Origin of the sequence: Granulicatella adiacens ATCC 49175 (assembly GCF_025150565.1) — a bacterium.
GTDB classification, from domain to species: Bacteria; Bacillota; Bacilli; order Lactobacillales; family Aerococcaceae; genus Granulicatella; species Granulicatella adiacens.
In genome coordinates this window covers 1,528,994-1,541,247 of sequence record NZ_CP102283.1, presented here as the reverse complement: position 1 = coordinate 1,541,247, position 12,254 = coordinate 1,528,994, and the positions used below count along the sequence as shown (strand labels likewise).

The window sequence follows — 12,254 nt, the reverse complement described above, 5'->3', positions numbered from 1 at the left end:
ATCAAAAATGATACATTTGCTTTTTAACAAGTAGTAAATGCTTTTCTTAGTTCTGGATGGTTTTCCCAATCCATTTTTGAATAGCTAGTAGTAATCGTATGTTCTTCTGAAAAGAGAAGGACACGTTCAACGATAGAGGCAATTTGATCGAAATGATGAGAGGAAATAATGATGGTTTTTCCTGCGGTTTTTAACTCTTTTAGTAATTCCACAATGAGGCGTTGATATTTTGGTGAGAGGCCGTTAAAGGGCTCATCAAACAATAATACGCTTGGATTCATAGTGAGGACGCTAGCTATCGCCACGAGTTTCTTTTCCCCGCCAGAGAGGTGGTATGGAATCCGTTCTTTTAAGTGTTCGATTTCAAGGAGCGTCAGTGTATCCTTCACTCGTTTTTCGATTTCTGTTTCTGATAATCCGAGTTGACGTGGACCAAAGGCAAGTTCTTCAGCAACCGATGTATTGAATAATTGGATATCGCTGTTTTGGAAAATTAAACCAACTTGTTGGTATAAGTGACCAGCGTTACATGGGTCTTTTAAGAAGTCTGCATCAATTACCCAATTGTTGAATTGGTATTTCCCAGAAGAGAGAGGAAGTAATCCAACCAAAATTTTAAAAAGTGTTGATTTTCCGGCTCCATTTGGTCCCATTAAAGCCACGGTTTCTCCTTTATCAATATGAAGATTGATGTCGTGAATTCCAATGTCTTCGCTGTAGTGATAATTTCCATCTTGAATTGTAATCATAAGCGTTCCTTTCTAGCGTAGCACGGTTGTTACAACAACCAGCACGATTAATTCGAGTAATAATAAGACGTCCTCTTTCTTCCAGTGGAAAGGGACTTTATTTTTGACATCCATTCCGTAACCTCGAAGCGTCATGGCCTCGTAGACTTCTTTCGTGTGGTTTTTCGATGATAAATACAAGAGCCCAAGAATCGATCCAAATAACCCGAGATTTACTTTTTGTCCGATGGTTCGCAATTGGACGCATTCGATTTGTTGCTGTAGGTGCTTTCCAAGGATATACGTGTATTTCATCGCGAGTTCGATTGTTTGAATCATCGTTTTGGGAAAATGCAACTGGCGAAGCGCATCAACGAGTTGGATGCTTGTCGTTGTTGCTAAAAAGAGCGCCAAGTTTAAGACAAGAATTCCTGTGCGGCCAAGGAAGATACCGCTGTTTTGGAAACCTCTTAGAAGCATACTTGGTAAGAGGACAATCACTGTAAAGATAAGTACGCGAGTGAGAACTTTCCACAGACGGAAGAGCGCTTCACCTGGAAGAAAGGCGATATGCGCTAATAGGAAAATCACCAAAATCCATAGTTGGATGGTGGAGTGGCTGAGTGTAATTAAAATGGCTAAGCACACAAAGTAAACGAGCCGCATTGAGGACGAAGATTTCGCCTTAAATGCGGGTGTCGTTTGCTTCATTTTGCCAAGGAGACGGCGTAATGAGTTGATATTCATTTGTAAATATTGATGGCTTTTTGAAGAGGCTGCGAGTGCTTCTTCGGTTTTTAGCCAATCAGGTAGTTTACGCATGAGATACTTTTGCTCCATTCATTGATCGAATCATTTTTCCTAAAATATAGAAGATTAATAGTGCAGTAATAGCAGATAAAATATAACCAATTGCGATATTTGTTCCAGGGATGGTGTAGTCACTGAAGAGGGCTTCGAATGAAAATCCATTCTCGATTCCTGCTGGAACAATGGTCATCATTTCGGCAAGTTCTTCAGCAGACCATTCTCCAAAAGCAGTACCTTCTGCTAATAATCCTAATGGACTTAACACAACTAAGGCGATTAAGACATAGCGGATTTTCTTCACGAAAGAAGTCGTATTGACTGAAGTTGGTGTGTATAGTTCTTGTGGAGCAACTTGTTTTACGAAACGATAAATCACATAAGTAAAGAAGACTTCCACGGCACCGGCAATCGTTAAGTGAGTTGCCATCATGGCAGGAATCGTAACTGCTAATCCATAAGGGTTATACAGTGGCTCTCCTCCTTGATTGGCAATGATTGGCTGAATTCCAAGTTCAATGGCTGTTAAGAAAGCTGCCACATTGATTCCTACGTATGATCCAACGAGAACTCCGGCTGTTTCATGGTTTTGTTTACGGAAGAAATTGTAAACAGCATATCCGGCAAATGGCATTGCAATCGCCATGTTGAAAATATTTGCGCCAAGAGCAAGAATTCCTCCATCTCCAAATAGAAGAGCTTGTAAGAGAAGGGCGACGCTGAGTGCCAGACTCGCGGCATACGGTCCAATTAAGATTGAAAGTAACACGCCGCCAACAGCGTGAGCAGTTGTACCACCAGGGATTGGCACATTAAACATCATTAATAAGAAAGATAATGAAGCAGCGATTCCAAGCATAGGAGCTAATTCTTTATTCTCTTTTAATTGAGCTTTTACTTTCGTAATGGATAATCCCACTACCGGTGCAGCAGCAACTGCTAAAACTGCACAAGTTGTTGGGCTTAAATAATTATCGGGTATATGCATAACAAATTCTCCATTCTTAAAAATAATTTCTGTTAACAGAATACCATAATCAAAAAAATGACTTCGTTATAAAATAGGTATAACAAATGTTACTATTTTGAATCACATTCTTCGATTTCTACATCATTGAGTCGTATACTAGAGATAGAACTATAAAGGGGGACACGTTAATGGAATTTGTTCAAGAAAATCAAGCGTTTAGACATTATAATGCTGCAGGAGAAGTGGATGCTGAAATCACGTATACTCTGGAAGAAGAGGGAGTGATTGGTGCGGACCACACTTTTGTCGATCCTAGTCTTCGTGGACAAGGAGTAGCGCGTCAATTAGTAGAACGATTAGCTGTGTATGCAAGAGAGGAAAACTTAAAAGTTCGCCCAATTTGTTCGTACGTAGTGGAATTATTCAAAAAAAGTACTGACTACGACGATATCAAAATATAAAAAAAGTTTCATTTTAAAAAAATTCAAATTAAAATTCACAAAAAATTCAAAAGTAACCTCTATAATCTATTCATACCCAATAAAACACCTAAGGTTTACTTCTCCCAAATAAAAAAATGAACTCCCAACATTTTTTTATTAGTAAACCCTCCTAACCTTTTCCCGCTGTTCCCAAACAGCGGGTTTTTTTGTTTTGGAAAAAAGGTGATTTATGCTAGTATGAAGAAAGATACAAAAAAAGGAGATACTCATGAATCAAAATCACTATTATACACAGCAACCAAATAGTAAGAGTCAAGAGAAACATTTTCGTTATGTTTTAAAAGGATTCTCTTTCCAGTTTGTTAGTGACAATGGAGTGTTTTCAAAGAATACCATTGATTTTGGAAGTCAGTTATTGATTGAGTCTTATGAAGTTCCTTCTTCTTTTCAGGAAGGAAAACTGTTAGATGTTGGTTGTGGTTATGGTCCAATGGGTTTGTCTTTTGCAAAGGCCTATCCGAAGATGCATGTAGAAATGGTAGACGTCAATGAACGTGCACTCGAATTAGCTAGACGTAATGCTAAAGCGAATGGGATTGAAAATGTATTGATTCACGAAAGCTCGATTTATGATGAAATAAATGCGAAGGACTATTCTGTCATTATTAGTAACCCGCCAATCCGTGCAGGAAAAGAAGTGGTTCATCGTATTTTAGAAGAGGCATATGACCATTTAATAGATGGCGGCCAACTAGTCATCGTAATTCAGAAGAAACAAGGTGCTCCAAGTGCGCAAAAGAAAATGCAGGAAGTCTTTGGAAATGTAGAGCGTATTGCTTTAGATAAGGGATATTGGATCCTTGTGAGCACAAAAGAGAAAGAGGATTGATGTATGGAAAAAATAGAAGGAAGAAGAAATAGTCGAAACCAACAGCAGAATCATAAGCCAAAGAAAAAATTCAACTGGAGAATCTTTTTGGCGTCAATTTTATTTGTGATTGCTGCCATCTTGTTAGCTGCGGATCCGATTCGTACATTCTTATTATCTAGACTACAAGCAGAACAGTCTGAAATCAATTCTTCGTTAACATTGTCAGCGGTTAAAGCCAATGAATTGCAAGAAGCGGAATTTGACTTTTCTAAAGTAGAACCGATTGATCTAAATCAAGTCTTAAAAGCCAATATGAAAAAAGGGACATTTTTAACACTAGGACAAATTGCAGTTCCAAGTGTGAAATTGAATTTACCGATTTATAAAGGTTTAGCAAATGAAGTCCTTCTCTCAGGAGCCGGAACAATGAAACCCACACAGAAAATGGGCCAAGGAAACTACGCATTAGCGAGTCATAATTATTTCGGAGATATGACTTTATTATTCTCACCTCTTGTCAATTTAAAGGTAGGAGATAAGATTTATACAACAGATTTAGAGTATGTGTATGAATATGAAACAACGTCTGTAGAATTAATCGAACCAACACGAGTGGAAGTCATTAATGACCAACCTGGTGTTACAGAAATTACTTTAATTACATGTGATGATTACAATGCGACAAAACGTTATTGTTTTAAAGGAAAATACGTTTCAAAGACTCCCGTTAGCGAAGCAAGTGATTCTGTAAAACAGGCGTTTAACTTGAACTTTAATACGATTCAATAATAGAAAATCCCAATCTCTTCAAAAAGAGATTGGGATTTTTTTACTCATAAGGATACGGTTCGACATGAATATCGATAAATGAAATAGCAAACTCGTTGTAAAGCTCTTTTTCAATAAATTCCGTTACTTGATGACTTTTGAAAACTGTTAAGGCTTCGTCCATACACACCGTTAAGTCAATATAAATATTCGATCCATAACGACGGGCTTTGATTTCACGAATATCTTTAACTTCGGGATGACGTAGGATAACTGGAATATATTTATCTAGTTCAGTTTGATCGAAGCCATCTGTTAATTGGAAGGCACTCTCAGAAAATACTTCGTAAGCAGTGCGGACAATGAGAAGACCGACTACGAAAGCCATGATGTTATCGAGCCAGTGTAAGCCAAGAGAAGCAAATAACACCGCTAAGGCTGTCAAGAAACTGGTCATCGCATCGCTTAAGTTATCTTTAGCGGTTGCCTTAAGTCCTAGTGATTGAATGCGTGCTGCCAGATTTTTGTTGTAGAAGTATACACCAATCATCACAATCCCTGAGAAGAATCCAACGACAGAAGAAATGAGTGAAGGAGCCTCCGTTACTGGGTTAAGGAATGCTTGGAAGGCATTTCTGACGACTTCAATCCCGATAAAGAACATGATAAATGAGGTCGCAAGGCTAGCAATTGTTTCGAATTTCCAGTGGCCGTAGGGGTGGTTTTCGTCGCTTGGTTTTTGCGACAAGCGTAACCCTACGAATACAAGAATTGATGAAATCACATCTGTAAAGTTGTTCCAACCATCGGCAAACAGGGCTTCGGAGTTGAAGAGTTTCCCAACGAACAGTTTTGCTGCGGATAAAAAGATATATGTGCCGATACTTAAAAGGGCTCCGCGTTCGGCTTGTTTGAGGCGATCCGTTGCTGATAATGGCAAAATTGTCATCTCCTAAAAATAAATTCGTTTATTATAGTAAAACTTTTGAAAAAGGGGTGCAACAGATAAAGTATACCTAAAACTCGGTGGATAGTGCTGAAATCAATTCTGTAGGATCCTTACGGCTCTTTTTTATCATTACCATAATAGGATACCGGCGCAAGCCTTGGTCTTGCGCCTTTCAAGACTCAAAGTAGGAGTAGGAAGCAAGCTTCAACTCCCACTAATTCGCATTGAATATTATTCCCTATTATGGTAATGATAAAATCCGTAAGGTCCAAGAATTGATTTACTACGTATCCACCTTCGTGAAAAGGAGAGGTGCAGAGAGTTAATGAGTGCTCCTCACAATTTTTTAAATCGTTACGGATGATAAAATCCGTAAGGTCCAAGAATTGATTTACTACGTATTCACCTTCGTGAAATGGAAAAGTGCAAGGAGTTAATGTGTGCTTCTCACTAACTTTTTAAATTGCGGACGATTATTATCATTACCATAATAGGATACCGATTCGAGTCTTCGTCTCTCATCTTTCAATCTTCAAAGTAGGAGTAATGAGCAAGCTCAAACTCCTACTAGGCACAGTGGTTGAATGGCATGAGCTTCACTGTGAACAGTTTGCTCATACCTATTCAACTTTGTGGGGGAAAGAAAACGAAACGCACGCGATGCAATAATGTATCTCGTGAGTTTCTGTCTTTCTCCCTCGCATTGAATATTATTCCCTATTATGGTAATGATAAAATCCGTAAGGTCCAAGAATTGATTTACTACGTATTTACCTCTATGAAACGAAACGGTGCAAGGAGTTAATGTGTGCTTCCCACTAATTTTTAAATTTGTAAAGGATTATTATAGGAGTGCTTGAATAGTTTTTTAAAGTTTTCGATGTTTAGTATAGAGACTTCATTATTTTTGTCAGAAACAATAGACGGAGTTTTGTGGATTTGTTATAATCGTTGTATTGAATGAGAAAGAGAGTGGTATCATGGCAACAGCATTGATCGTATATGCAAGTTTAACAGGTAATACAGAAGAGATTGCGGATATTTTAGCAGAAGCATTAGAAGAACGTGGAGTAGAAGTAGATGTGAAAGAATGTACTTCAGCACAAGCAAGCGAATTCCATAATTATGATATTAATGTTGTCGCAACATATACTTACGGAACAGATGGCGACTTACCTGATGAAATCGTTGACTTCTATGAAGAATTAGAGGAAGAAGATTTAACAGGAAAAGTATACGGAGCGCTTGGCTCAGGAGATACTTTCTATGATAAGTTCTGCCAATCCGTATTAGATTTTGATGCTCAATTTGCAAAAACAGGTGCCAAAAAAGGTGCTGAAAATGTCTTAGTAGACTTAAACGCTGAAGCAGAAGATATTGAACATATCCAAGCTTTCGCACAAAGCCTTGTTGAAGCTTTAGCATAATTGAAAATGTTGGCTACCTTAGACCATTCGTTTAGGGTAGCTTTTTTATTGGAGGAAAAGGATGTATTATACCGTACAACAAACTGCAGAGAATCTGGAAATCGAATTAGGGTATCTCATGCATTTAATCCAAACAAAGCAAGTGAAGACGGTGGAAGTGGATGGAGAGGTACTCTTGAACAGTGCGCAGTTCGACTTCTTCTTGAAACAACGGGAACGTCTCTTAGAAGAATATCAAAAGTACTTGGATGAACCAATCCCAGAAGATATTGATATTAAGGATGAGGATTAGTCTTTTATAGCTCACTTCATAAAAAAACTCTGAAGCACAGCTTCAGAGTTTTTCGTTTTTGTTCAATTGGAAATTAATTAGTTTTCTTTTGCATATGCAGCAGATTGGGCACCTGCTTGACGACCAAAGATGATGATATCAGCAACTGCGTTACCACCGATACGGTTTTCACCGTGAACACCACCTGTTACTTCACCAGCTGCATACAGACCTTGAATCGCAGAACCGTCTTCTTTAAGAACTTGAGCTTTCGTATTAATCTTCAATCCTCCCATTGTATGGTGGATACCAGGAGCAATTTGGATTGCGTAGTAAGGACCTTTAGATAAGTCATGATCCATTGCTGTTTTACGGCCAAATTCAGCATCGTTCTTATCGGCAACAGCTTTATTCCAAGTTTCTAAGGTTGCTTTTAAAGCATCAGCAGGAACATTAATCTCTTTTGCTAGGGCTTCAATCGTGTCAGCTTTTTTCACTAGTCCACGTTTTTCGTAGAATTTAACAGCTTTAGCACGTTCAGTTAAAGCAGAGTCAAATACTAAGTAAGCATATTTTTCTTTTAATCCAATAATTTGTTGAGAAACTTTATCACGAGTTTCCATTTCATTATAGAAACGTTTACCATCTTGGTTCACAAGAATAGCACCTTCACCACGAACAGATTCAGAAATCAATGTTGAAGTAGATTGTTCTACTGTTGGGTGAATTTGAATATCTTTCATATCTACTGTAGCAGCGCCTAATTCTTTTGCTAAAACAATTCCGTCACCAGTAGAACCTTTTTGGTTTGTAGTAACAAAGCCTTTTAATTCTGGTTTGTATTCAGTAACCATTTCCATGTTTGCACCAAATCCACCAGTTGTTAGAACAACTGCTTTTGCAGAGACTGTTTTTTCTTTACCGTCAATAGTTACATTAACTCCAGTTACTTTACCGTCTTTTTCATTTACTTTTGTCACTACTGCATTGACGAATAATGGAATTTCTCTTTCAGAAACATTACGTAATAATCCATTTACTAAATATTCACCAACAGCTGAACCATCAGCAGGGCGGTGAGTACGTTTTTGACTCATTCCACCAGTAGTTGTTAAATTGCTTAGTGTAATTCCCATTGAATCTAACCAATCGATGGCACTCGCTGAATTATCTACTAAGTAACGAAGTAGTTCAGGGTTGTTAGTTCCATGTCCACCTTTTAGTGATTCTTCATAGAATTTATCGTTAGAATCTTGAATTCCTTCTTTTTCTTGGAATTTCGTTTGAGAAGCATTCATACCAGCTGAAGATTTTGTAGTATTTCCTCCTGCAGTTGGCATTTTTTCCAAGATGACTGGATTTAAGCCAGCTTCTTTAGCTTGGATGGCTGCTGAAAGACCAGCACCCCCTGAACCAACGATGATAACATCGTAGCTTTCTTTTAATGTTGAAGGATCTGCGTATTTTTGAGCAGAAGCACTTGCAACAGCTTCAGCAGTTGTAGTAGTTGTTTCTTTAGCTGAAGACGAAGATTGTGAACTATTATTTCCGCATGCTGCTAGTAATAGTACGGAAGATAAAGCTAAACTAGCTATAATTCCTTTTCTCATTTTCATTCTCCTTTGTGAAAAAAATGTTTTATTAATTTCCTTTGATATAATAGCACAGATTTAAGAAAACCTCAATAAAAAATAAAGAATTGTTTAAGAAATAACAATGTGTTCATAGATATTGATAAAAATAAAAGATCATCTTTTTGAAAAAAATAGTTGACACCGAGGACATTTGCGTTCATAATGAACACATCACTAGAAAAGGAGTTAAGAACATGGCAAACATTTGTATCGTATTAAAATTAAATACGCGTTGGCAAAGCCACTAGATACAGGTTGTTCTTAACGTACATTTGTACATGTAGATACAACCTTCATTGACGTGAACTTGTATCTATGTGGAATTTATCTTTTAAAGCAAACTCGACCACGTAGATCTATAGACTAGAGCTGACGTGGTCTTTCTATTTGTATGAGAGACTCGTAGTGGAATACGTAGTCTCTTTTTTTAATAGAGTTTGCAATATCATATTCAATTTTGGAGGAATTCATCATGAAAAAGAACAAAGGCATTTATTTATTCGGAGTATTATTAGTATTAGTAGTGATAGGAGCACTATTCTTCAATCAATCAGGCGATAAAAATAAAGATACAAATACAACTAACACTTCATCTACACAAACAGAAAATGTTAAAATTGGGGTATTACAATTACTTAGCCACCCAGCTTTAGATGCCATCTATAAAGGGCTACAAGACGAATTGAAGAACGAAGGATACGAAGTTGGTAAAAACTTAGAAATCGACCTTCAAAACGCGCAAGGAGACCAAAGTAACTTAGCCAGCATGTCTGAAAAATTAGTTTCAGGCGGAAACAACATCTTAGTAGGGATTACAACTCCTGCGACTTTAGCGTTGGCGAACAATACAAAAGAAACACCAATTATCATGGGTGGGATTACTTATCCAGTTGAAGCAGGCCTAATCGCAAGCGAATCAAAACCAGGAAACAACATCACAGGGGTGAGTGACCGTACACCAATCAAACAACAATTAGAAATCATGAAACAAGTTCTTCCTAACATGAAGAAAGTGGGAATCCTTTACACTTCAAGCGAAGATAACTCTGTGAAACAAGCCGAAGAAGCGCAAAAAGCAGCGAAAGAATTAGGCCTAGAAGTTAAAGTATCAACAATTGCAAACACAAACGATATTCAACAAGTAACTGAAAGTTTAGCAAGCCAAGTAGATGCCATCTTCGTTCCAATTGATAACACAATCGCAAGTGCAATGGCAACAGTCGTTCAAGTAACAGATGCAGTTAAAGTGCCAGTATTCCCATCAGCAGATACAATGGTTGCTGATGGTGGAGTATTAGGAGTAGGGGTTGACCAATACCAAATCGGTGTAGAAACAGCTAAAGTAGTTGTAAAAGTATTAAAAGGTGCAAACCCAGCCGATACACCAATCACATTAGCAAACAAAGGTGTTGTTTATGTCAACGAAGAAAAATCGAAAAAATTAGGCATTACAATTCCAGAAAGTATCTTAAAAGATGCACAAAAAGTAACACCAACAATTAAATAAGATAGTTTAGAAACGTTGATATGATAACGACTATATGATGTGGTGATTCATACACAATATGACTTAAACGTCATATTGATCGTTTCAGAGGAGGATTTTTTTCGAAATGGATTTAGTAATTTCTTCGATTTCTCAAGGGATATTATGGGGCGTATTATCCCTAGGGTTATTCATTAGTTTTCGAATTTTAAATATTGCAGATATGACGACTGAGGGGAGCTTTCCTCTTGGGGCTGCCACTTGTGTGATTTTGATTCAACAAGGGGTAAACCCATTTTTAGCAACGCTCGTAGCCATGATTGCTGGAGCGCTTGCTGGTGGAGTGACAGCGTTCCTTATGACTGTTTGTAAAATTCCAAGTTTATTAGCAGGGATTTTAACAATGACGTCTCTATTATCGATTAACTTACGTGTCATGGGGAAAGCGAATATCACACTTCTTGGACAAGATACGATTTTTAGTGTCTTTTCAAAACTAGGCTTACCAAAGTATTTTGACATTATCATTATGGGGCTTGTCGTGATTGGGATTTTAATCTTCTTGATGTATTGCTTCTTCAAAACAGAATTTGGACAAGCACTGATTGCGACAGGGGACAACGAAAAGATGGCACGCGCGCTTGGAATCAACACGCGTAAAATGACGGTATTTGGCTTGATGCTCTCAAATGCACTCATCGCCTTAGCCGGTGCGATTTTAGCGCAAAATAATGGATACGCAGACGTAAACTCAGGTCTTGGAACCATCGTTATTGCTCTAGCTGCGATTATTATCGGTGAAGTAATTTTTGCAGACGAATCATTCGTTGGACGTCTTGTCTGCATCCTTTACGGATCAATTATTTATCGTTTACTATTAATGCTTGTGTTATTACTCAATGTCTTCCAAGCAAATGACTTCAAACTCATCTCAGCAGCACTGATTGCTTTCTGTTTAACAGTGCCGCAAATAAAGAGCTGGATTCAGCAAAAAAGCACACGTCATAGAAAGGGGGAAAACTAAATGAGTATTGAAATTCAAAACTTATCTAAAACATTTTTCCCTGGAACTTCACGTGAGCATAAAGCGTTGAAAAACGTCAGCCTAACGATTACAGAGGGAGACTTCATTACGATTGTCGGCGGAAATGGTGCAGGAAAATCGACTTTCCTAAACGCGATTGCTGGTAACTTTGCTTTAGACGAAGGAACGATTTCGTTTGGAGGTCATCAAATCGAACAGACTGCGGACTTTGAACGCGCAGCTTACATTAGTCGTGTCTTCCAAGACCCAATGCAAGGAACAGCTCCTCGGATGACGGTTGCTGAGAACTTAGCCTTAGCGAATCGGAGAGGTCAAAAACGTAGCCTCTTTAAAACGTCTTCTAAAGAAGAATTGCAACAATTCGAAGCCTTACTAGCCCCGCTAGCACTTGGCTTAGAAGACCGTCTTCATACAGAAATCGGACTCTTATCAGGCGGACAACGCCAAGCCATTTCACTCCTCATGGCAACGATGAACGCTCCGCAACTATTACTATTAGACGAACATACAGCAGCGCTTGATCCGAAAACACAGCGCAAAATTATGCAGAAAACACAAGAAACCATCGAAGAAAAGAACTTAACCGCGCTTATGATTACACACAATCTATCTGACGCGATTCATTTTGGAAACAGACTCATTGTCATGCATCGTGGCGAGATTGTACGCGATTTTTCAAAAGAGGAAAAAGCAGCATTAACAGAGGAAGAACTATTCCGTTTAATGAATGCTCTTGATGAAGCAGACTTACAAGGTGAATAAAATAAAGGAAGAAGTGAAAGAAATTTCATTTCTTCCTTTTTTTATGGGCAGACTTTGATATAATGAAAGAGAATAAATTGTAAAGGATGAGTG

The 12,254-nt window shown here is 38.1% G+C and carries 13 protein-coding genes; 8 read left to right on the top strand and 5 right to left on the bottom strand.

Going from position 1 to position 12,254, the window contains the following annotated elements; translation table 11 throughout:
- Nucleotides 1-23 precede the first annotated feature (23 nt).
- Genes NQ540_RS07550 through cbiM form a run of 3 tightly spaced genes read right to left on the bottom strand, consistent with a single transcriptional unit; the run spans nt 24 to nt 2,523 of the window.
- On the bottom strand, nt 24-749 hold the full coding sequence (locus NQ540_RS07550; RefSeq protein ID WP_005606932.1) for an energy-coupling factor ABC transporter ATP-binding protein: 726 nt from the start codon (nt 747-749) through the stop codon (nt 24-26).
- Between the two features lie 12 nt (nt 750-761).
- Nucleotides 762-1,550, bottom strand: a complete 789-nt coding sequence (locus tag NQ540_RS07545; RefSeq protein ID WP_039849125.1) for an energy-coupling factor transporter transmembrane component T — start codon at nt 1,548-1,550, stop codon at nt 762-764.
- The gene (cbiM, locus tag NQ540_RS07540; RefSeq protein WP_005606930.1) at nt 1,543-2,523 is read right to left on the bottom strand and encodes a cobalt transporter CbiM; all 981 of its coding nucleotides are present in this window, start codon (nt 2,521-2,523) and stop codon (nt 1,543-1,545) included. The genes NQ540_RS07545 and cbiM overlap by 8 nt, the downstream gene beginning before the upstream one ends.
- Nucleotides 2,524-2,693: 170 nt before the next feature.
- Between cbiM and NQ540_RS07535 the strand changes: the two genes are divergently transcribed.
- The 3 genes from NQ540_RS07535 (at nt 2,694) to NQ540_RS07525 (ending at nt 4,608) form a co-directional block, all read left to right on the top strand.
- A complete protein-coding gene (locus NQ540_RS07535; protein ID WP_005606929.1) occupies nt 2,694-2,966 on the top strand; it encodes a GNAT family N-acetyltransferase in 273 nt (90 codons plus the stop codon).
- A gap of 250 nt (nt 2,967-3,216) precedes the next feature.
- Nucleotides 3,217-3,837, top strand: a complete 621-nt coding sequence (locus tag NQ540_RS07530; RefSeq protein WP_005606928.1) for a class I SAM-dependent methyltransferase — start codon at nt 3,217-3,219, stop codon at nt 3,835-3,837.
- A 3-nt stretch (nt 3,838-3,840) separates the two neighbouring features.
- Complete coding sequence (locus tag NQ540_RS07525; protein ID WP_005606927.1) at nt 3,841-4,608, top strand: class A sortase; 768 nt, start codon at nt 3,841-3,843, stop codon at nt 4,606-4,608.
- Between the two features lie 40 nt (nt 4,609-4,648).
- On the opposite strand, the gene NQ540_RS07520 is transcribed toward NQ540_RS07525, so the two are convergent.
- Nucleotides 4,649-5,536, bottom strand: a complete 888-nt coding sequence (locus NQ540_RS07520; RefSeq protein WP_005606926.1) for a cation diffusion facilitator family transporter — start codon at nt 5,534-5,536, stop codon at nt 4,649-4,651.
- A gap of 980 nt (nt 5,537-6,516) precedes the next feature.
- Between NQ540_RS07520 and NQ540_RS07515 the strand changes: the two genes are divergently transcribed.
- Entirely contained in the window at nt 6,517-6,963 is a 447-nt protein-coding gene (locus tag NQ540_RS07515; RefSeq protein ID WP_039849122.1) for a flavodoxin, read from the top strand.
- Nucleotides 6,964-7,024: 61 nt separating this feature from the next.
- A complete protein-coding gene (locus NQ540_RS07510; protein ID WP_005606923.1) occupies nt 7,025-7,255 on the top strand; it encodes a hypothetical protein in 231 nt (76 codons plus the stop codon).
- A 77-nt stretch (nt 7,256-7,332) separates the two neighbouring features.
- On the opposite strand, the gene NQ540_RS07505 is transcribed toward NQ540_RS07510, so the two are convergent.
- A complete protein-coding gene (locus NQ540_RS07505; RefSeq protein WP_039849121.1) occupies nt 7,333-8,844 on the bottom strand; it encodes a flavocytochrome c in 1,512 nt (503 codons plus the stop codon).
- A gap of 496 nt (nt 8,845-9,340) precedes the next feature.
- Here NQ540_RS07505 and trpX point away from each other — a divergent pair, with 496 nt between their 5' ends.
- The 3 genes from trpX to NQ540_RS07490 all read left to right on the top strand — a co-directional run bounded on the left by trpX (nt 9,341) and on the right by NQ540_RS07490 (nt 12,161).
- Complete coding sequence (trpX, locus tag NQ540_RS07500; RefSeq protein WP_005606920.1) at nt 9,341-10,375, top strand: tryptophan ABC transporter substrate-binding protein; 1,035 nt, start codon at nt 9,341-9,343, stop codon at nt 10,373-10,375.
- Nucleotides 10,376-10,481: 106 nt separating this feature from the next.
- Nucleotides 10,482-11,378 (top strand): ABC transporter permease, encoded by an 897-nt coding sequence (locus NQ540_RS07495; RefSeq protein ID WP_005606919.1) that lies wholly within the window; start codon nt 10,482-10,484, stop codon nt 11,376-11,378.
- Entirely contained in the window at nt 11,379-12,161 is a 783-nt protein-coding gene (locus NQ540_RS07490) for an ABC transporter ATP-binding protein (RefSeq protein WP_005606918.1), read from the top strand.
- The last annotated feature ends 93 nt before the right edge of the window (nt 12,162-12,254 follow it).